The sequence below is a fragment of the Mesorhizobium sp. M0317 genome (assembly GCF_040321555.1).
Lineage (GTDB): Bacteria > Pseudomonadota > Alphaproteobacteria > Rhizobiales > Rhizobiaceae > Mesorhizobium.
The window spans coordinates 1-20,663 of the sequence record NZ_JAMYRV010000070.1; the positions used below are offsets into that span (position 1 = coordinate 1).

Annotated in this window: 19 protein-coding genes, 1 tRNA gene and 1 pseudogene; 11 read left to right on the top strand and 10 right to left on the bottom strand. The window is 62.7% G+C overall.

Going from position 1 to position 20,663, the window contains the following annotated elements; all coding sequences use genetic code 11:
• Window positions 1-646 (bottom strand): UTP--glucose-1-phosphate uridylyltransferase (locus tag NKI88_RS30465; RefSeq protein ID WP_352659093.1); only part of this gene is annotated, 646 nt, incomplete at its 3' end.
• A 207-nt stretch (window positions 647-853) separates the two neighbouring features.
• Here NKI88_RS30465 and NKI88_RS30470 point away from each other — a divergent pair.
• Window positions 854-2,077 carry a lytic murein transglycosylase gene (locus NKI88_RS30470; protein WP_352594670.1) on the top strand — a complete coding sequence of 408 codons (1,224 nt, stop codon included), beginning with the start codon at window positions 854-856 and terminating at the stop codon, window positions 2,075-2,077.
• Between the two features lie 103 nt (window positions 2,078-2,180).
• Window positions 2,181-3,386, top strand: a complete 1,206-nt coding sequence (locus tag NKI88_RS30475; protein ID WP_352659096.1) for an SGNH/GDSL hydrolase family protein — start codon at window positions 2,181-2,183, stop codon at window positions 3,384-3,386.
• Here the strand turns inward: NKI88_RS30475 and NKI88_RS30480 are convergent.
• Both NKI88_RS30480 and gltB read right to left on the bottom strand, forming a co-directional pair.
• Window positions 3,383-4,837 carry a glutamate synthase subunit beta gene (locus NKI88_RS30480; RefSeq protein WP_023686414.1) on the bottom strand — a complete coding sequence of 485 codons (1,455 nt, stop codon included), beginning with the start codon at window positions 4,835-4,837 and terminating at the stop codon, window positions 3,383-3,385. The two genes, NKI88_RS30475 and NKI88_RS30480, sit on opposite strands and share 4 nt — an antisense overlap.
• Window positions 4,838-4,977: 140 nt before the next feature.
• Complete coding sequence (gltB, locus tag NKI88_RS30485; RefSeq protein WP_352659098.1) at window positions 4,978-9,729, bottom strand: glutamate synthase large subunit; 4,752 nt, start codon at window positions 9,727-9,729, stop codon at window positions 4,978-4,980.
• Window positions 9,730-10,238: 509 nt separating this feature from the next.
• Here gltB and NKI88_RS30490 point away from each other — a divergent pair.
• The 3 genes and pseudogenes from NKI88_RS30490 to NKI88_RS30500 form a co-directional block, all read left to right on the top strand.
• Window positions 10,239-11,288 carry a threonine aldolase family protein gene (locus NKI88_RS30490; RefSeq protein ID WP_352659108.1) on the top strand — a complete coding sequence of 350 codons (1,050 nt, stop codon included), beginning with the start codon at window positions 10,239-10,241 and terminating at the stop codon, window positions 11,286-11,288.
• A gap of 18 nt (window positions 11,289-11,306) precedes the next feature.
• Complete coding sequence (locus NKI88_RS30495) at window positions 11,307-11,462, top strand: hypothetical protein (protein ID WP_352579992.1); 156 nt, start codon at window positions 11,307-11,309, stop codon at window positions 11,460-11,462.
• A gap of 24 nt (window positions 11,463-11,486) precedes the next feature.
• Window positions 11,487-12,203, top strand: a pseudogene (locus tag NKI88_RS30500) (MBL fold metallo-hydrolase); the annotation flags it as partial.
• Here NKI88_RS30500 and NKI88_RS30505 read toward each other — a convergent pair.
• Both NKI88_RS30505 and NKI88_RS30510 read right to left on the bottom strand, forming a co-directional pair.
• On the bottom strand, window positions 12,200-12,964 hold the full coding sequence (locus NKI88_RS30505; protein WP_023814617.1) for a sulfite exporter TauE/SafE family protein: 765 nt from the start codon (window positions 12,962-12,964) through the stop codon (window positions 12,200-12,202). The pseudogene NKI88_RS30500 and the gene NKI88_RS30505 sit on opposite strands and share 4 nt — an antisense overlap.
• A 156-nt stretch (window positions 12,965-13,120) precedes the next feature.
• Entirely contained in the window at window positions 13,121-13,588 is a 468-nt protein-coding gene (locus NKI88_RS30510; protein WP_023671202.1) for an Hsp20 family protein, read from the bottom strand.
• Window positions 13,589-14,046: 458 nt separating this feature from the next.
• Here NKI88_RS30510 and NKI88_RS30515 point away from each other — a divergent pair, with 458 nt between their 5' ends.
• From NKI88_RS30515 to NKI88_RS30530, 4 genes are all read left to right on the top strand, one after another.
• A complete protein-coding gene (locus NKI88_RS30515; RefSeq protein WP_023695700.1) occupies window positions 14,047-15,006 on the top strand; it encodes an alpha/beta fold hydrolase in 960 nt (319 codons plus the stop codon).
• A 161-nt stretch (window positions 15,007-15,167) separates the two neighbouring features.
• A complete protein-coding gene (locus NKI88_RS30520; RefSeq protein WP_352659101.1) occupies window positions 15,168-15,338 on the top strand; it encodes a hypothetical protein in 171 nt (56 codons plus the stop codon).
• Window positions 15,339-15,341: 3 nt separating this feature from the next.
• Window positions 15,342-15,581, top strand: coding sequence for a DUF1127 domain-containing protein (locus NKI88_RS30525; RefSeq protein WP_023686421.1), 240 nt, complete (start codon window positions 15,342-15,344; stop codon window positions 15,579-15,581).
• Window positions 15,582-15,708: 127 nt separating this feature from the next.
• Entirely contained in the window at window positions 15,709-16,539 is an 831-nt protein-coding gene (locus NKI88_RS30530; protein WP_023728420.1) for a helix-turn-helix domain-containing protein, read from the top strand.
• Window positions 16,540-16,551: 12 nt separating this feature from the next.
• Here NKI88_RS30530 and hisN read toward each other — a convergent pair whose 3' ends face one another.
• Entirely contained in the window at window positions 16,552-17,325 is a 774-nt protein-coding gene (gene hisN / locus NKI88_RS30535) for a histidinol-phosphatase (RefSeq protein ID WP_023671197.1), read from the bottom strand.
• 336 nt (window positions 17,326-17,661) lie between these two features.
• Window positions 17,662-18,603: an N-formylglutamate amidohydrolase gene (locus tag NKI88_RS30540; protein ID WP_352659102.1), complete on the bottom strand. Its 942-nt coding sequence runs from the start codon at window positions 18,601-18,603 to the stop codon at window positions 17,662-17,664.
• A 164-nt stretch (window positions 18,604-18,767) separates the two neighbouring features.
• Between NKI88_RS30540 and cpdR the strand changes: the two genes are divergently transcribed.
• Together cpdR and NKI88_RS30550 are read left to right on the top strand one after the other, a co-directional pair.
• Window positions 18,768-19,130 carry a cell cycle two-component system response regulator CpdR gene (cpdR, locus tag NKI88_RS30545; protein WP_023671195.1) on the top strand — a complete coding sequence of 121 codons (363 nt, stop codon included), beginning with the start codon at window positions 18,768-18,770 and terminating at the stop codon, window positions 19,128-19,130.
• Between the two features lie 114 nt (window positions 19,131-19,244).
• Window positions 19,245-19,319, top strand: a tRNA-Val gene (locus NKI88_RS30550).
• A gap of 107 nt (window positions 19,320-19,426) precedes the next feature.
• Here the strand turns inward: NKI88_RS30550 and NKI88_RS30555 are convergent.
• From NKI88_RS30555 to NKI88_RS30565, 3 genes are all read right to left on the bottom strand, one after another.
• A complete protein-coding gene (locus NKI88_RS30555) occupies window positions 19,427-19,714 on the bottom strand; it encodes a DUF982 domain-containing protein (protein ID WP_245260022.1) in 288 nt (95 codons plus the stop codon).
• 112 nt (window positions 19,715-19,826) lie between these two features.
• The gene (locus tag NKI88_RS30560; protein WP_352659104.1) at window positions 19,827-20,249 is read right to left on the bottom strand and encodes a DUF982 domain-containing protein; all 423 of its coding nucleotides are present in this window, start codon (window positions 20,247-20,249) and stop codon (window positions 19,827-19,829) included.
• Window positions 20,250-20,313: 64 nt separating this feature from the next.
• The coding region (locus NKI88_RS30565) for an Hsp20 family protein (RefSeq protein ID WP_352659106.1) at window positions 20,314-20,663 on the bottom strand (350 nt) is incomplete at its 5' end.

Consider the following 20,663-nt stretch of genomic DNA (forward strand, 5'->3'; position numbering starts at 1 on the left):
TGAAAGTCTCGGGCTGCAGGATGTAGCGGCCGTTGATGTAGAGATTGGACGGCGCGGTGCCGGTCTTGGGTTTCTCCACCATTTCGGTGATGCGGAAGCCGTGATGGGTGTCCTCGCCCCGGCCGACGATGCCATATTTGTGGGTCTCGGCCGGATCGCATTCCTGCACGGCGATGATGTTGTTACCCGTCTCCTCGTAGAGCTCGACCATGGCCTTCGTGCAGCTCTTCTCCGACTGCATGATCATGTCGGGCAGCAACAGCGCGAAGGGTTCGTCGCCGACCAGTTCACGGGCGCACCAGACGGCATGGCCAAGCCCCATCGGCACCTGCTGGCGGGTGAAGGAGGTCTGCCCAGGCGCCGGCTGCAGCCGCTGCAGGCGGGCCAGCTGCTCGTCCTTGCCGCGCTGTGCCAGCGTATCATAGAGCTCGAACTGGATATCGAAATGGTCTTCTATGACCGCCTTGTTGCGGCCGGTGACGAAGATGAAATGTTCGATGCCGGCCTCGCGCGCCTCATCGACGACATACTGGATGACCGGCCGGTCGACGACGGTCAGCATCTCCTTGGGAATGGCCTTGGTGGCCGGGAGAAACCGTGTGCCGAGACCGGCGACCGGGAAAACTGCCTTGCGAACTCGCTTCATGCGTCAATTATCCGTTTGAGGGCGTGCCCGGCAATCCCGCCTCGCGACATTTTCGCGCCGGAATTGGGGATTATCGGGCCATTGAGGGAAACATCAACCGGTAAAGCATCCAGGTGTCTTTTCGTTCCAGGCGCCGCCTATGGTAAACCAATTGCTAACCCGGTTCGGCGATGAATGGTCTTTCCTGAGATAGAGAAAGGGGAAAATATGTCCGTTCGCAGTGCCGCAAAACTCTTTACCAGCGTGCTGACGGCGGCCAGCCTCTCGCTCGCCTTGCTGATGCCGGCCGGACCGGCCTTCGCCGATGCCGGGTTTCGGCAATGGGTCGCCGGCTTCCGCGCCACGGCCGTGGCGGGCGGCGTTTCCGGCGGGGTCTACGACCGAGCGTTCCGGGGCATCAGCGAGCCCGACCCGGTGGTGCTGGAAAAGGCACGCACCCAGCCCGAATTCACCGCACCTGCCTGGGACTATTTCGACAACCGCGTCCACGACCAGTCCGTTGCCGTCGGCCAGCAGATGGCCAGGAAATGGAAGCCGTGGCTGGAACGGATCGAAGCCAGGTTCGGCGTCGACCGCTACATCCTGCTCGCCATCTGGTCGATGGAATCGAATTATGGCGAGATCCTCAAGCGCGACGACATCATGCGCAATGTCATCCGCTCGCTGGCAACCCTCGCCTATGGCGACCCGAAGCGTTCGAAATTCGCCCGCACCCAATTGGTCGCCGCGCTGAAAATCCTGCAGACCGGCGACATCGACGAAAGCCACCTGATGGGCTCCTGGGCCGGCGCCATGGGCCAGACCCAGTTCATCCCGACCAGCTACCAGCATTATGCCGTCGACATGGACGGCAACGGCAAGCGCGACATCTGGAATTCGATCCCCGATGCGTTGGCGACATCAGCCAATCTGCTGAAGAAGAATGGCTGGCAGGGCGGCAAGACCTGGGGCTACGAGGTCACCATTCCGGCGGGCAAACTGCCGGCCGGCTCGAAGACATTGGCGCAGTGGCAGGCGCTCGGCGTCGCCAGGGCCAATGGCAAGCCGTTCAAGAACGCAACCGACAAGGCGACCCTGAAAGTGCCGGACGGCCGCGGCGGACCGGCCTTCCTGATGATCAAGAACTTCTCCGTCATCAAGGCCTACAACAACGCCGACAAATATGCCCTGGCCGTCGGCCTTCTTGCCGACGAAATCGCCGGTTCTAATGGTCTGGTGCAGGACTGGAAGCGGCCTTTCACCAAACTGTCCTTCGAGGAAAGGCAGGAGTTGCAGAAGCGGCTTTCGCAGCACGGACTTTACGACGGCAAGTTCGACGGCAAGATCGGTGACGGCACGAAAACCGCCATCATGACCTATCAGGCAACGGTCGGCTTGACCCAGGACGGGTATCCGAGCATGGAAGTGCTCAAATGGCTCAGAAAGAAATAGAGCCATCGGCAGCGCCGCGCATTGCGGCGCACAAGGGATGCCGTAGCATTGATGTGTGCATGATCCGCTGCGAGGGCCATGCACCAAGGGATGGAGAGGGTGCTTGGTTTCGGCAGCGCGTATCCGTGTGATCGTTTTCCGCTTGCCGATCCTCGTTCTGGCCATCGTTGTCCTGGCGACGGGGGTCGCCGGCAGTTTCCACACACCGGCTTTGGCGCAGGAACAACCGCAGAACCGCGGCTGGTCGCTGCGCGACCTTCTGTTCCCGCGCCGCAGCGAACGCATCGAGCCGCCGCTCGACGTCCGCAAGGCAAAGCCGAAGGTCAAGAAGAAGCCCCGTGCACCCATTGAACCTTCCGCTCCGATTGTCGAGAAGACACCGGATGCCCGCGTCGTTCTGGTGATCGGCGATTTCATGGCCAACGGCCTGGCCGAAGGCCTCGAAACAGCCTTTGCCGACAATGCCAACGTCAGGATCGTCGAGCGCGCCAACGGTTCTTCGGGTTTCGTGCGCGATGATGTCTACAACTGGCCCGAACAGGTCAAATCGCTGGTCGAGACCGAGAAGCCCGCCGCCGTGGTCGTCATGCTGGGCTCCAACGACCGCCAGCAGATGCGCGTCAACGATGTGCGCGAGCAGCCGCGCTCCGAGAACTGGACCAAGGAATACGAACGCCGGACCGAAGCCTTGGGAAAGGCACTGGCGGCGACCAAGGTGCCTTATCTGTGGGTCGGCATGCCAGCCTTCAAGACGCCGAAGATGACCTCCGACATGCTGGCATTCAACGACATCTACCACTCGGCTGCCGAGAAGAACGGCGGCGAATTCGTCGATGTCTGGGATGGGTTCGTCGACGAGAACGGCGCCTTTGTCTCGACCGGCCCCGACATTAACGGCCAGGCCGTGCGGCTGCGCTCCGACGACGGCATCAACGTCTCGAAAGCCGGCAAGCGAAAGCTCGCCTTCTACACCGAAAAGCCGCTGGCCAAGATCCTCGGCCTGGCAGCGCCGGGAAGCGTGGTGACGGCTGCCGCACCGGCCGGCGCCCCGGTCGAGGCGCCGTCGCTGCCCGCCGCCCCGATCGTGGTCGACCGCACCGTTCCAATGCTGCTCAACGATCCGGCGCTCGACGGCGGGACCGAGCTTCTCGGTGCAGCGGCGGCGCCGAAAGCCAATCCGGATCTGCCCGGCGAAAAACTAATCCTCGAAGGCAAGGCGCCCGAGGCCTCGCCCGGTCGCGCCGACGACTTCTCCTGGCCGCCCAAGGCCGCTGCCGCGACGGATACGACGACGGCGATCAACCGTTAACGGGGGAGTACCGTCGACCCCATCAGCGCTTCATCGATCGAGCGCGCGGCCTGGCGGCCTTCGCGGATCGCCCACACAACCAGCGACTGGCCGCGGCGCACATCACCTGCGGCGTAGAGCTTGTCGACGCTGGTCTTGTAGTCGCGATCGTTGGCTTCGACATTGCGGGAACGGCGGCTGTCGGTGGTGATTTTCATCTCACCGTCCAGCTCTTTCGCGACGCCGGCGGCAGCCGGTCCGGCAAAGCCGATGGCGATGAAGGCGAGGTCTGCACGGATGACGAATTCGGTGCCGGGGATAGGCTTGCGCTTCTCGTCGACTTCGCAGCATTTGACGCCGGTCAGCTGGCCGTCCTCGCCGATGAATTCGAGCGTCGCCACCTGGAATTCGCGCTCCGCACCTTCGGCCTGTGAGGACGAGGTGCGCATCTTGGTCGCCCAGTAAGGCCAGACCGAAAGCTTGTCTTCCTTCTCCGGCGGCTGCGGGCGGATGTCGAGCTGGGTGACACGCACCGCGCCCTGGCGGAAGGCGGTGCCGACGCAGTCGGACGCGGTATCGCCGCCGCCGACGACGACGACATGCTGGCCGCCGGCGATGATCGGATGCGACGGCCAGGCCACCGACTGGATCGGCTCGCCGCCGACGCGACGGTTCTGCTGCACCAGATAGGGCATGGCGTCATAGACGCCGCCGAGATCGTCGCCCGGAATATTGGCCGGACGCGGCGATTCCGAACCGCCGCAATAGAGCACCGCATCATATCCGGCGAGCAACTCTGCCACCGGCTTGTCGACGCCGACATTGACGCCGCAATGGAAGGTCACGCCCTCGCCCTGCATCTGCTCGATGCGGCGGTCGATATAGTGCTTCTCGATCTTGAAGTCGGGAATGCCGTAGCGCATCAGCCCGCCGGGACGGCTCTCACGCTCATAAACGCTGACCTCGTGGCCGGCGCGGCCAAGCTGCTGCGCCGCCGCCATCCCTGCCGGGCCGGAGCCGATGACAGCGACCCGCTTGCCCGTCTTCTTCTCTGGCGGATAAGGCCGGATATGGCCGGTTTCATAAGCCTTGTCGGCGATTGCCTGTTCGACAGTCTTGATGGCAACCGGAATGTCCTCGAGGTTCAGCGTGCAGGCTTCCTCGCAGGGCGCGGGGCAGATGCGGCCGGTGAACTCGGGGAAATTGTTGGTCGAATGCAGGTTGCGGATCGCATTGTCCCAGTCGCCATTGTAGACGAGGTCGTTCCAGTCCGGGATCTGGTTGTGGATCGGGCAACCGGTCGGCCCGTGGCAGAACGGGATGCCGCAATCCATGCAGCGCGCCGCCTGTTTCTCGACCTCCTTGTCCGACATCGGCAGCGTGAATTCACGAAAATGCCGGATGCGGTCGGAGGCCGGCTGGTACTTGTGCACCTGCCGGTCGATTTCGAGAAAGCCTGTTACCTTGCCCATAGTCCAGTTCCTGCTGTCCAGATGGTGCGGTTTTCGCACCCGTTAACCCCTTGAGGCAGCCGTGGCAACCTTGCATCCGAGGTCAAACTGTCGCTGAAAGTTCCGCCGGGAAGCCTGCGCCTCCCGGCAAGTCGAAAAACCTATTCCGCCGCCACGCCCATGCGCATGCGTTCCATCTCGATCAGCGCGCGGCGGTATTCGACCGGCATGATCTTGCGGAATTTCGGCCGGAAGGTCGTCCAGTCGTCGAGTATCTCGCGGCCGCGTACCGAACCGGTGAAATGGACGTGGTTCGAGATAAGCTGGTAAAGCCGTTCCTCGTCATGGGTGGTCATGTCGCCCGAGACGTCGACGCGACCCTTGTGGTCGAGGTCACCGCCATGATGCAGCAGCCTTTCCATCAGATCGTCTTCTTCCGGAACCGGCTCCAGCTCGACCATCGCCATGTTGCAGCGCGCGGCGAAATCGCCGGCCTCATCCAGAACATAGGCCACGCCGCCCGACATGCCGGCAGCGAAGTTGCGACCGGTCTGGCCGATGACGACGACGATGCCGCCGGTCATGTATTCGCAGCCATGATCGCCGACGCCTTCAACGACGGCGGCGACGCCCGAATTGCGCACCGCGAAGCGCTCGCCGGCGACACCTGCGAAATAGGCCTCGCCCTCGGTCGCGCCATAGAGGACGGTGTTGCCGACGATGATCGATTCCGCCGCGACGATCCTGGACTCCTCCGGCGGCCGGATGACGATGCGTCCGCCCGACAGGCCCTTGCCGACATAGTCGTTGGCCGCACCGACGAGATCGAACGAGATGCCGCGCGCCAGGAAGGCGCCGAACGACTGGCCGGCGGTGCCGGTCAGCTTCACCTGGATCGTGTCCTCGCGCAGGCCCTTGTGCCTGAAGCGCTTGGCGACTTCGCCCGACAGCATGGCGCCCGTGGAGCGATCGACATTGCGGATGTCGACCTCGATCTTGACCGGCTGCTTGCTTTCGAGCGCGGGCTTCGCCAGTTCGATCAGCTTGCGATCGAGTACATCGTCGATCGGGTGTTTCTGCCGTTCGGTCCAGTGCACCGCCTCATGCGGCGCGTCCGGCTTGAAGAACATCTTGCCGAAATCGAGCCCACGCGCCTTCCAATGCTGGATCATCTCGCGCTTTTCCAGCAGGTCGCTGTCGCCGATGATCTGGTCGATATGGGTGTAGCCCATCTCGGCCAGCAGCCCCCTCACCTCTTCCGCAACATAGAAGAAGAAGTTGATGACATGCTCGGGCGTGCCCTTGAAACGCTTGCGCAGAACCGGATCCTGCGTCGCGACGCCGACCGGGCAGGTGTTCAAGTGGCACTTGCGCATCATGATGCAGCCGGCCGCGATCAGCGGCGCGGTCGAGAAGCCGAACTCGTCGGCACCGAGCAGCGCACCGATGATGACGTCGCGCCCCGTGCGCAAGCCACCATCGACCTGCAGTGCAACGCGCGAGCGCAGCCCGTTCAGCACCAGCGTCTGGTGCGTCTCGGCAAGGCCCATTTCCCATGGACTGCCGGCATGCTTGAGCGAGGTCAGCGGCGACGCGCCGGTGCCGCCATCATAGCCGGAGATGGTGATGTGGTCGGCGCGCGCCTTGGCGACGCCCGCCGCAACCGTACCGACACCGACTTCCGACACCAGCTTTACCGAGACGTCGGCCGCCGGGTTGACGTTCTTCAGATCGTAAATCAGCTGCGCCAGATCCTCGATCGAATAGATGTCGTGATGCGGCGGCGGCGAGATCAGGCCGACGCCGGGCGTCGAGTGCCGGACCTTCGCAATGGTCGCGTCGACCTTGTGGCCGGGCAGCTGGCCGCCCTCACCGGGCTTGGCGCCCTGCGCGACCTTGATCTGCATGACATCGGAATTGACGAGATACTCGGCGGTGACGCCAAACCGCCCCGAGGCGACCTGCTTGATCGCCGAACGTTCGGGGTTCTTGCCGCCGCCGGGCAGCGGCAGATAGCGGTCGGCCTCTTCGCCGCCCTCGCCGGTGTTCGACTTGCCGCCGATCTGGTTCATGGCGCGCGCCAGCGTCGTGTGTGCCTCGCGCGAGATCGAGCCGAACGACATCGCCCCTGTCGAGAAGCGCTTGACGATATCGGCCGCCGACATCACGTCCTCTATCGCCACCTTCTTGCGGCCGGTCTCTTCCGCAAGCTTGATCCTGAACAGGCCGCGTATGGTCTGGGCACGGGCCGTCTCGCTGTCGATCTGCGCGGAATACTCCTTGAACGTCTCCCACGAGCCCTGGCGCACGGCGTGCTGCAAGGTGGCGACGGCGTCGGGCGACCACATATGGGCTTCGCCGCGCATGCGGTACATGTACTCGCCGCCGACCTCGAGGCTGTTGCGCAGCACCGGATCGTTGCCGAAACCGTCGGTGTGGCGGCTGAGCGTCTCAGCCGCGACCTCGTCCAGGCCGACACCTTCGATCAGCGTCGCTGTGCCGGTGAAGTACTTGTCGACGAAATCCGACTTCAGCCCGATGGCGTCGAATATCTGCGCGCCGCAATAGGACTGGTAGGTGGAGATGCCCATCTTCGACATCACCTTGAGGATGCCCTTGCCGATCGACTTGATGTAGCGCGAGACCACCTCGTAGGCGTCGACCTCCGCCGGCAGTTCGCCACGCTTGTGCATGTCGAGCAGCGTATCGAAGGCAAGGTAGGGGTTGATCGCCTCGGCGCCGTAGCCGGCGAGACAGCAGAAATGATGCACTTCGCGCGGCTCGCCGGATTCGACGACCAGGCCGACCGCGGTGCGCAGACCCTTGCGGATCAGGTGATGGTGCACCGCAGCCGTCGCCAGCAGTGCCGGAATGGCGATACGGTCGGGACCGACCTGGCGGTCGGACAGGATGATGATGTTGTAGCCGCCGGCAACGGCCGCCTCGGCGCGCTCGCACAGACGCTCGACGGCGCCCTGCATGCCGGCGGCGCCCTCGCTCGACCCGTAGGTGATGTCGATGGTCTTGGTGTCGAAACGGTCCTCTGTGTGGCCGATCGAGCGGATCTTTTCCAGATCGCCATTGGTCAGGATCGGCTGGCGCACTTCGAGCCGCTTGCGGCGCGAATTGCCGACCAGGTCGAAGATGTTCGGCCGCGGCCCGATGAACGACACCAGGCTCATCACCAGCTCCTCGCGGATCGGGTCGATCGGCGGGTTGGTGACCTGGGCGAAATTCTGTTTGAAATAGGTGTAGAGCAGCTTCGACTTGTCCGACATCGCCGAGATCGGCGTGTCGGTGCCCATCGAACCCACGGCTTCCTGGCCGGTGGTCGCCATCGGCGACATCAACAGCTTGGTGTCTTCCTGCGTGTAGCCGAAAGCCTGCTGGCGATCGAGCAGGCTGACATCCTTGCGCAGCGCGCGCGGCTCGACCGGCTTCAGATCCTCGAGGATCAGCTGCGTGTTGTTGAGCCAGGTCTTGTAGGGATGCCTGGTGGCGATCTCCGACTTGATCTCCTCGTCGGAAATGATGCGGCCCTTGGCGAGGTCGATCAGAAGCATGCGGCCGGGCTGCAGCCGCCACTTCTTGACGATCCTCTCCTCCGGCACCGGCAGCACGCCGGCCTCTGACGCCATGATGACGCGGTCGTCGTCGGTGACGATGTAGCGCGCCGGGCGCAGACCGTTGCGGTCGAGCGTGGCGCCGATCTGGCGACCGTCGGTGAAGGCGACCGCGGCCGGCCCGTCCCACGGCTCCATAAGGGCTGCGTGGTATTCGTAGAAAGCCTTGCGGTCGGCATCCATCAGCTTGTTGCCGGCCCAGGCTTCCGGGATCAGCATCATCATGGCGTGGCTGAGGCTGTAGCCGCCCTGGAACAGGAATTCGAGCGCATTGTCGAAGCACGCCGTGTCGGACTGGCCGTCATAGGAGATCGGCCACAGCTTCGAGATGTTGTTGCCGAACAGTTCGGAATCGACCGAGGCCTGGCGCGCCGCCATCCAGTTGTTGTTGCCGCGCACCGTGTTGATCTCGCCATTATGCGCGACCATGCGGTACGGGTGCGCGAGCTTCCATGACGGGAAGGTGTTGGTCGAGAAGCGCTGGTGGACGAGGATCAGCGCGGTCTCGAAACGCGGATCCGACAAATCCTTGTAATAGGCGCCGACCTGGTAGGCCAGGAACATGCCCTTGTAGACAATGGTGCGCGCCGATAGCGACACACAGTAGGCGCCGATATCCTTGTTGTTGTTCTCGGCGTAGATGCGGCCGGAAATCACCTTGCGCAGCAGGTACAGCCTGGCCTCATATTCCTCGTCATCTGGAATGTCTGATGTGCGGCCGATGAAGACCTGGCGATGGAACGGTTCGGAGGCCGCAATATCGGGCGCCTTCGACAGCGATGAATTGTCGACCGGCACGTCGCGAAAGCCGAGCAGCGGCAGCCCTTCTGACTGCGCCGATTCGGCGATGATCTCTTCGATATGGGCGCGCAGTGCCGCATCCTGCGGCATGAACCAGTGGCCGACGCCGTATTGGCCTGCCGCCGGCAGTTCGACGCCCTGGGCCGCCATCTCTTGGCGGAAGAAATGATCGGGGATTTGCACCAGCACGCCGGCGCCGTCGCCCATCAGCGGATCGGCGCCGACAGCGCCGCGATGCGTCAGGTTTTCGAGCACGAAGAGCCCGTCCTTGACGATCTGGTGCGACTTCACGTTCTTCATGTTGACGATGAAGCCGACGCCGCACGCGTCATGCTCGTTGCGCGGATCGTAGAGACCCTGCGCGGCCATACCGTTGCCGGTCAGGCCGTTGGTGGTTCGGCCTTCTTTGGTCAGAACGGTATTTTTAACGGCTGCCGCTTTCGTCTGCGCGGCCTGGCCGATAATCGCAGATGGCGTCAGTTCCGTCATCGTCCTGTCCTCCGTTCCGGCCCCTTGCACGTCTAGCATTTGGGGCGCTGGTCTACCTTGGGAAGCGACTGGCTTCCGCTCTCATTCTTGCGGCACGTCTTTTCGAAATCCTTGGCGGACCGTGCGGTGCACCGCCGGTTCGTATCCGGTATCGTACAGGCCACACACGAGCCGTCTACCCGTCGCTCGCGGCAACGGCCGGAGTGGCCCAAATGATACGCCAATCCAGCCTGACTTGTGCGACAAAATAAGACAGCACTACTGTCCTAAATTTTTATGGCAGAAATCCTGGGCGCACACAAGACCGATTCACCAAATTCTTGGACGTTTGGCGACAGAAAATTACGTCAGGCGCTGTCGAAACGAAATTTCGGTCCCGGCACTCCTTCGTGATCGCCTTTGGCTTTACCGCTTTTTCAGCCATTGGCCCTTGCGCGTCAAACCCCGAAACGGCCATGGTCGCGCTCTTGTCGCAACCAGACTTTCTCAACCAGGCAGGGACTTTCCTGATGTTCTTTGCATCCGACAACTGGGCGGGCGTCCATTCCAACATTGCCGCCGGGCTGTCAGCCAATGCCGGCGGCTTTTCGACCGCCTATGGCGATGGCGATCTCGACCGGGCCGTCTACCAGCGTTTCAGCGAGATCTTCGAACGCGAGGTCGCGGTGTTCTTCGTCGCTACCGGCACGGCGGCCAACTCGCTGTCCCTGGCCGCTTACAACAAGCCCGGCGGCATTTCCTTTGCGCACCGCGAATCGCACATCATCGAGGACGAATGCGGCGCGCCGGAATATTTCAGCGGCGGCTCGCGTCTCCATGCTGTCGACGGCGCCCTGGGCAAGATCGATCCGCACAATCTTGAACGCGCCGTCGCCCGTTTCGCACCCGAAATCGTCCATTGGGGACGCCCGACGGCCGTCTCGATCACCCAATCGACCGAAGTCGGCACAGTGTACGGGCTCGACGACATTTCCACCATTTCGGAGATCGCCAAACGCTTTTCCCTGCCGCTGCATATGGACGGCGCCCGTTTTGCCAACGCATTGGTCGCGCTTGAGACGACGCCGGCCGAAATGACCTGGAAGCGCGGCGTCGACATCGTCTCGTTCGGCGGCACCAAGAACGGCTGCTGGTGCGCCGAAGCGGTGGTGCTGTTCGATCTCCACCGCGCCAAGGAGTTGTCCTTCCTGCGCAAGCGCGCCGCACAGCTGTTCTCCAAGTCGCGCTTCATCGCAGCGCAGTTCGACGCCTACTTCACAGACGGCCTGTGGCTGGACACGGCCCGTCATGCCAATGCCATGGCCGCGCGCCTGGCGGCTGCGATCGAAGATTCGGCAACGGCGAAGCTCGCCTGGTTGCCGCAGGCCAACGAGGTGTTCGCGGTGATGAAAAAGGCGGAAGCCGAAAGGCTGCAATCCGTCGGCGCAGCCTTTTACGACTGGCACAGGCCGCACGGCTTCGACGGCCATGTCGGCGAGGACGAGTTGCTCTATCGCTTCGTCACCAGCTTTGCCACGACTTCAGATGAGGTCGATCGCTTCGGCCAGATGATCGCCTGAACCCGCGAGACCGCGCCAATGACAAAGCCACCTCTCGGCTCAACCATGCGGCTGGTTCGCCCGGCGCCAAACGTGCTCGGCTTCTACGATGGCCGCGTTGACGGCGTTCGCGCCTGGTCGGACGAGCCGAACTGGCTGGACGATGGCGCCTATGCCCTCGGCATCTGCACCTAGGCGAGCGTCGATGGTTCGCAGGCGCTTGTCTACGACACGCATATTTCGCTGCCTCACGCGCGCTTCATCAGGCAGACGCTCGAAGACATAGGCGCAACATCGATCCGGGTCGTGCTCAGCCACTGGCATGACGATCATATTGCCGGCAATGAGGTGTTTCAGGATTGCGAGATTATCGCCAACACGCTCACCGCCTCGGCGCTCGCGAACAACCGGGCTGAGATCGAAAGCGGTGTTCCACCGATCAAGCCTCTCGTGCTGCCGAACAGGACCTTCGCAGGCAGTCTTGACCTCGCCGTTGGATCGATCGCCGTCGAACTGCGTCAGGTCGAAATCCACAGCCATGACGGCACGGTGCTGTTCATGCCCGAAACCGACCTGCTCCTGGCGGGCGACACGCTCGAGGATCCGATCACGTATGTCAGCGAGGCGGATCGGCTGGCGCAACATCTGGTCGATCTCGAACGCATGAGCAGGTGGCCGATAGACCGCATCTTGCCCAATCACGGCTCGCTCGAAGCGATTGAGCGAGGCGGCTACGACAAAGGCCTCATCGCCGCCACGCAAGCCTACGTTCAAAAACTGCTTCGCTGCCGGCATGAGCCTGATCTTGCGAAGCAGGATCTGAAAACCTTCGGCGCCGACATGTTCGCCACGGGCGCTGTCGAGTACTTCGCGCTGTACGAGCCCGTCCACCGGCAAAACGTCGAGGCCGTTCTCGCAACCGGCACCGGTCGCTAAGCAAGGAAAGGCCGCGCCAAAAGCTCGAGGCCAAGCAAGATCAGGAAAACAAGAAACCAGCGCCGGAAGGTCGCCGGGCTGATCCGCTGCCGGAGCAACTGTCCGAGCCACATGCCGAGCAAGGCCGGCGCAACCGCCAGCGACGACATGGCGACATGCCCGACCTGGAACGCGCCGTGCGAGGCAAGGCCGGCAGCGAGCGCGATCGTCGACACGGTGAAGGACAGGCCGAGCGCCTGGATCAGATCGTCACGGCTCAAGCCCAGCGCCTGAATGTAAGGTACAGCGGGCACGACAAACACGCCGGTGCCGCCGGTGACGATGCCGGTAAGGAAACCGACGATGGGCGACGACCAGCGCTCGGCTGACGCGGGAACCGTCAACTGCCGCGCCAGCAGCGTATAGACGGCATAGACGATCAGCGCCGCCCCGAGGCCGGCCGTCGTCCATTTGACATTGTCGCTGGCCAGCAGCCATGAGCCGGCCAGCGTGCCGGCGACGATGCCGACCATCATCAGCCACAGCCGACTGAGGATCCATCCGAAGCTCGGGCCGGCAAACAGCTGCCAGATATTGGTGACGAAGGACGGCACGATCAGCAGCGAAGCCGCGGCGACCGGCGGCATGATTGTGCCCAGCAGCCCCATCGCCAACGTCGGCAGTCCCATACCGGTAACGCCCTTGACGATGCCGGCCAGCAGGAAGGTCACCGCAATGGTTGCCGTTAGGGCCAGGGAAAAATCAGCCGAGAGATCAGACATCGCCCTTCATGGGAAGACGGCGCCCGCCGCAAAAGAGCCAGAACTCTTCGGTTGGGGTGACAGAGGCTGCGGCGAAAAAAGCGGCGCCTCGCGGCGCCGCTTTCGTCTCGGGAGGAAACGCTTTTAACCTTGGGCGTTGTGACGCCGCCGTCTTGATCACGCGGCGTTCTTGGCCTCGATCTGCTTGGCGTTGGCCGAAGAGGCGGTAATCGCGATCTTGCGCGGCTTCAGCTCCTCGGGGATGTTGCGCTTAAGGTCGACGAAAAGCAGGCCGTTCTTCAGCGTGGCGCCGACGACCTCGACATGGTCGGCAAGCTGGAAGCGGCGCTCGAACGAACGCGAGGCAATGCCGCGGTAGAGCAGCTCGGAGCCTTCGCCATTGCCCTCTTCCTTGCGCTCACCCTTGACGGTCAGCACGTTGCGGTGGGCTTCGATCGAAATCTCTTCGTCCGAGAAGCCGGCAACCGCCATCGAGATGCGATAGGCGTCCTCGCCGGTGCGCTCGATGTTGTAGGGCGGATAGGTCTGCGCGCCATCGGGCTGGGCCAGCGAGTCGAGCATGGTGAACAGGCGGTCGAAGCCGACGGTCGAGCGATAGAGCGGGGAAAAATCAACGTGACGCATGAGGTGTTCTCCTGTTGAGCAACATGTTTGCGTGTGGCCGGTGCGAAACCCTGGAAAGGCGTTTCGGGTGGACCAGCAGCCCCGACATCGGCGGCTGCATCCGACATTTGGGGAGCGCAAAAGCGCATTTCAAGGATTTTTGAAGAGCGCCAATCGAGGCGTCGATGAACGGCAGATGAACCGCCGCTTCGGCGCCCGTTCAGCCGGCCGGCGCTAGAGTGCCCCACGATAAAGAACCAGGCGGCGCCGGATAAAAGCGCCGCGACGAGGCCGACCGGGTGTAACGTCCCTTCCTCCCGGATCGACAGAGGCCGGAAGCACGCCGCCGCAGGCTGCTTCCGGCCTTGCTCGTTGTTCGTCCGCCCCCTTGGCGCCCTCCCTTTGCTTTTCATCCATTGGCGTCTATCACCATGCCGACGCCCCTGCCGGGTGAGACACCACGAACACGCAAGCGCCTAATGACGGATCTCTTCCATCCCACGCCAGGCAATCCGCCGCCGCAAAATGTCGGCGGCGGCTTTTTCACCACGCGCGACGGCAAGAAGATCCGCTACGGCCTGTTTGCCGCGGTCACCCGGCCGCTGAAAGGCACCGTCGTGCTGCTGCCCGGCCGCAACGAGTGCATCGAGAAATATTTCGAAACCATCCGCAACCTGACCGACCGCGGCCTCGGCGTCGCCACCCTCGACTGGCGCGGCCAGGGCGATTCCGACCGGCTGATCGCCGACCCGCAACGCGGCTATGTCCGCTCCTTCTACGATTACACCGGCGACCTCGAACAGTTCTTCGAGGATATCGTGCTGCCCGACTGCCGCGGCCCGTATTACATCCTCGCCCATTCCATGGGCGCCGTGATCGCGCTGCTCGCGGCGCCGTCGATGGTCAACCGGGTGCGTCGCATGGTGCTGATTGCGCCTTTCCTGACGGTGCCCGACTCGCCCGTGTCGGCAAAAACGGCGCGCCGCGTCTGCTCGGTATTGTGCTTTCTCGGCCTCGGCCGACTCTACGCCGCCTGGGGTCCGCGTCCCAGGGAAACCCTGCCCTTCGCCCTCAACAAGGTGACATCGGACCCCGAGCGCTATCAGCGCAACACGAAAATCTACGAGCACTATCCGCAACTGGCGCTCGGCGGGCCGACGATCCGCTGGCTGCAGGCGGCAATCAAGGCAGGCGAAGCCATCAGCGAGCCCGACTTCATGGCCAGGATCCAGGTGCCGCTGCTGATGATCGCCGCCGGCGCCGATCAGGTCGTCTCGACCAAGGCCGTGGAAGCCTATGCCAGGCGTCTGCGTCTGGGCTCGCTGCTGATGATCGATGGCTCGAAACACGAGATCCTGCAGGAGGCCGATGTCTATCGCGAGCAGTTGCTCGCCGCCTTCGACGCCTTCATACCCGGCAACGACGACCCGACAGCCTGATGCCGCCGGCGCTGCATGTTGCGGCGCCTTGAGCTTGCGCCTGCTGACAGCCTTCTGTCAGGAGCAGCGCCGGCAGCACACAAAGAGCTAAAGATTCTGACAGCCGGTGCCGCCCCGGAATGTTCATCTCTCCGCGTACTGAACGACAAGGAGATGACGTCATGACCGAGAAAACCTGCGCTGCCTGCGATTGCCAGCTGGACGCCAACCCGATCCGCGTCAAGGTCGGCGGCAAGACCGTCGAGGTCTGCTGCGAGGAATGCGCGATTACGCTGAACGAAGCCGGCGCCTCAGTGGCCGGCGCATCAGTGGCCGGCAACGGGGAAGCCTGAGCGATGCGCCCCGATCATGCAGCGGCGGCGCAATGCCTCGCACATCAGCCGACAACTCAAACCGCGACGTTCCGGCGGTCCTTGCGGACACAAGGCATCGCGGCGGCCAACTGGATCGGCCGTCAACTGGAAAGGCGCCGAAGCCGCCTTGCCTTGCTCGAAATGACCGACGAACAGCTCAAGGACATCGGTCTGTCGCGCAGCGACGCTCACTGCGAATACATGCGCCGTTTGTGGGACTGAGCCATGGCCGTTACGAAGGGCCCGACAGGTGAAGTCTCCTGACAGGTTTGGACAAGCCAATCGCCTAAATGTGCCGGAGCAGCTTTCGGTGCAAGGGTAGAATGCAACGGCCATGTCTCAGCTCACCATGTCGCAGTTCACGGTACAGACGCTTCTGGACACCGGCACCGTCAGGGTGAGGGATGTCCTCTGCAGCGGCGAATGCCGGCACAAGAGCGAAGAAGAGTGCACCGCTGCCACGCATCTTGTGTTTCCCTATCGCGGCGTCTTCGTGCGCCATGTCGGCCGCAACGATGCGGTCGCCGAAGCCAACCAGTTGTTGTTCTTCAACAACGCCGAAGGCTACCGGATCAGCCATCCCGTCGAGGGTGGCGATTCCTGCCTCGATCTCGTTGTCGAGGAGGCGCAAATGCAGGAGCTGACGCCGAAGGAGCAGTTGCGCTTGGGCAGCGCCGTGGCGTTTCGTCGTCAGCGCCGCCGCATCGACCCGCGGGCTCAGGCGCTGGTGGCGGTGCTGCGCCACAGCCTGAGCCGCAACATTGCCGAAACGCTGGAGGCCGAAACCCTGGCGCTGACGCTGGTGCGGCGCTCCCTCGGCGAGCGCACCTCGCATGCCGCCGGCGCAAGCGCTGGCCGGCAGAAGCTGGTCGACCGCGCCAAGCTCGTCCTGTCCTCGGATCTTTCGCGGCGCTGGACGCTGGCCGAGATCGCCGCTGAAGTCGGGGTATCACCGGTTTATCTCACGCAGGTTTTCCAGCAGGTCGAGGCGATGCCGCTCTATCGCTACCATCTGCGCCTGCGGCTGGCGCGCGCGCTCGACCTGCTTGGCCGCTACGACAATCTGACCACGCTCGGCCTGGACCTCGGCTTCTCCAGCCACAGTCATTTCAGCTCAGCGTTCAGGCAGGTCTACGGGCGAACGCCGGCGGAATTCCAGCGCTCGATCAAGCCGCGCTGATCGGGTCGACTATCAGCCGCGCAAGGCTGCCATTGCAGCCGCGTGAAGCTCCGGCGTTGCGGCGGCCAGGATGTCGCCGCCCTTTTCCGCCGGACCGCCCTCGAATGTGGTGACGACGCCGCCGGCCTTTTCAATGATCGGGATCAGCGCCACGATGTCGTAGGGTTTCAATCCGGGATCGGCGACGATGTCGACGCTGCCGGACGCGATCATGGCAAAGGCGTAGCAATCGGCTCCGTAGCGGGCGAGCTGGATCTGTTTCTCGAACGCGTCGTAGCGGGTGCGCGCCTCGCCCTTGAAAAGCGCCGGCGTGGTGGTGAACAAGGTCGCCTCGTCAAGCTTCGTCCTCTTGCGGGTCGACAGCTTCCGCGGCCCGCCGGGGCCTTCGTAGTGGGAGCCGGAAGCGTTGGCGTAGAACAGCTCGCCGGTGAAGGGCTGCGCCATCATGCCGGCGACGGCGTCACCGTCGACCGTCAATCCGACCAGCGTTCCCCACACCGGCAGGCCTGAGATGAAGGCGCGGGTACCATCGATCGGATCGATCACCCAGACATGCCTTGAGGAGATGTTTTCGCTGCCATGTTCTTCGCCAAGGATACCGTGATCGGGATACTCAGCCGAGATCAGCGCCCGGATGGCGCGCTCGGCCTCGCGGTCGGCCTCGGTGACCGGGTCGAAACTGCCTTTTTCCTTGTTGGCCACGGCGCCCTGTGCGCGGAAACGCGGCAAGGTTTCAGCCGCCGCCGCTTGCGCGATCCGGCGCATGAAATCGATGCTGATGTCCACGTGATTCTCCCGCATTACAGAGTGCCAACCCGGTCTGCCGGCACTTTCCCGCCAAAACAAGCCGGTTTATCAATTTATCAGGACATCAGCGTTGCCGAAATGTCACACATCGTGACCATCGAAACGCATTTTCACATCAGAGTGAATTAAAAAAGCGTGAGATCGATTGACATTTGTGCATCGCACAATAAATTTGTTCTCGGACAGGTTTTCCTGTCCATGCCCTCCTTGGGCGTTTCCTCCCTAGACTTCGACCGTGTCGTGCAAACGATGCGGTCTTTTTTTACGCTGCGGGATGGCCAGCGCGGGATTGCATGAACAGCCGCCGCTCCGGCGTCATTCGGCGGCCAGCGGCAGGTCTATGAAGTGGTGGTCGGGCATCGCCATCAGGTCGGCCGAAAAGCGCGCCATATCGTCGGCCAGCGCATCGAAGCCGGCCGATTTCTGGAACGTCCGCTCATTCATGTAGAGGCCGCGATTGACCTCGATCTGCAGCGCATGCAGATGGCGCGCCGGCCGGCCGTAATGCTCGGTGATGAAGCCGCCTGCATAGGGTTTGTTGTGCGCGACGGTGTAGCCCATGCCGATGAGCAGGCTGATCGCCGTCTCGGTCAGGGCCGCCGTGGCCGAGATGCCGAAACGGTCGCCGACGATGAAATCCGGCCGCAGGCCGCTGTCGCCCACCCTGATGCTCGCCGGCATCGAATGGCAGTCGATCAGCACGGCATAGCCGAACCTGGCATGGGTTCTGGTCAAAAGCCGCTTCAGCGTCTCGTGATAGGGTTTGTAGACCGCCTCTATGCGCTGGACGGCCTCGGCCAGCGGCAGACGGCCGGAATAGATGTCGAGCCCCTCACCCACCAGCTTGGGCACGGTGCCGAGCCCGCCGGCGACGCGCGCCGAGCGAATGTTGCAGAAGGACGGCACCGGCTCGGCGAACATGCGCGGGTCGAGTTCCCAGGGTTCGCGGTTGACGTCGAGATAGGCGCGCGGAAAATTCGCCGCCAGCATCGGCGCGCCCAGCGCCACCGCGCCGCCGAGCAGTTCGTCGACATAGCAATCCTCGGAGCGGCGGATGGCGTTCCGATCGAGCCGCGCCATGGCCAGGAAGCGGTCTGGATAATAGCGGCCGCTATGCGGTGAGTTGAAGACGAAGGGAACGCGCTGCTCGGCGCCCGATCGGATTTCGAAGGGTGGAACGACCGAAAAATCTTCGGCTGCCGTCGTCAATTTGAACGAACCCGGAAACAGCAATGCATCATGATGGGAAACTGCCACCTCATCGGCCGCATGTCCAGCATTTCGGCACGTCAGGAACCCCGTCAAATAAGGATTAATGCCGCCAACGTTCACTTGATGTTTACCGTCAGCTCCTCATATACAGGATGGTTAACGGGCTTGCCGGACGGCAGGCTTGGCTGGGGTGATTCGGACGGGACAAGATGGCACGCATTCTGCTGGCGGAAGACGACGACGACATGCGCCGGTTCCTGGTCAAGGCACTGGAGCGGGCCGGCTATCACGTCAGCGATTTCGACAATGGTGCCAGCGCCTACGAGCGGCTGCGCGAAGAACCTTTCTCCCTGCTGCTGACCGATATCGTCATGCCGGAGATGGACGGCATCGAACTCGCCCGCCGCGCCACCGAGATCGATCCCGACCTGAAGGTGATGTTCATCACCGGTTTCGCGGCCGTCGCGCTCAACCCCGATTCCAAGGCGCCGAAAGACGCCAAGGTGCTGTCCAAGCCCTTCCACCTGCGCGATCTCGTCAACGAGGTCGAAAAAATGCTCCAGGCCGCCTGAAGCACGCATGGTGTGATCTCGCCGCTTCGTCGGCGGCGCGACAAACGAGCCTTTCTTTCCCTTTTCCGGCTATTGACGCGCTGGACCAAAAATGGTGTATGCGCGGCTTCGGATGGGCGTGTAGCTCAGCGGGAGAGCACTGCATTGACATTGCAGGGGTCACAGGTTCAATCCCTGTCACGCCCACCATCCTTTCGATAACTTGGCCAAGCCCGTTTTTGGCGCACCCCTTCGACAACTTAGCCGGTAAGGCGGCCACCGCTTGTGGCAGCCGCCTCGTTCAAACGCGACGCGCTTTAGACGTGGTGCGGGCTTAGCGTCCTTGAAGGCGCAGGCTCGATGCCGTCCTCCATAAGAATATCCTTCTTGCGAGCGAACGCGACGAAGACGCCTCGTGCTGTCTCGGGTTCCACATCACCAATCAGAGCGGCTTTGCAAGCGCGAATAGCAGCTCTCTGCTCCGGGCTGTTGCCACACCATTCGGCTGCGAATTGATAAGCATCCGCGACCGTGTTGAGTTGGCGGGGAAAGCCCAATCCCACCCACACCCGGACTGGCTTTTCAAAAGGTTTCGATAGCATCATGACCTCCTTTCCTAATGCATGTCACCCAGAAGTATGCCGCGGTTCTGGGACAACGACATGCATCAAAACAAAGACTTAAAGCGTGTCGCATGAATCCGTTTCGCGACGCGCTTTAGGCAGTCACTCCTCCGCCTTCGCCACCTCTGCCCATCATCCACGGCATTGTCGTGGATACTTCCTCAAGGATTCTGGCTGCTTTCGCAAAACCGCTGAACGCGTCTCTGGCTGCGGAAAGCGGATAATCGCTATCGAAAGCTCGCTGGCAGGCCCGCAATGCGGTTTGGTGAATGGGGCCGCGCCTGTCCTTCGGCCATTCATAGAGGAACTCCAGAGCGTCCTCGAGACACGTGATTTCCTGAACAAGGTTGTCGCCGCTTTTCACGAAAACGGCGTTGTCAAACATCCGATCGTTCATATGATCCTCCAAATTGAACGAACCATTGAGTTTCATGGTTTGCGCGGTCCAGGCCAACTGCAGGCGCGCGACAGAGGCGCGCCAGTACGTCCTGCAGTGATCATCTTCGTTTCTCCGCAATCACAGCCTCCCGGCCGGAACCGGGAGGCGGACCCGCAGTTCAAAGTGTGACAGATCGACAGGATTACGCGGCTTTACGCGCGCGGTCCGTGTCTTGCGTGATCTGAGTGGCGGCCGTCGGCGTGTCGCCGACGCCGATGCTAATGCGGCGCGGTTTCAGCTCTTCGGGAATCTCACGGACGATGTCGATCGAGAGGAGGCCATTCTCCAGTTTGGCTGCCTTGATCTTCATGTGGTCGGCAAGCTTGAACGTCTGCCTGAAACTGCGATAGGCGATGCCCTGGTGCAGCAGCTGGCGTCCGCTCTGATCATCAGCCTTCTGGCCTACCACGACCAGTTCGGGTCCATGCTGGGTCAGCTCAACCTCATCCTGGCTGAAGCCTGCGATGGCCATCGAGATACGGTAATCGTTCT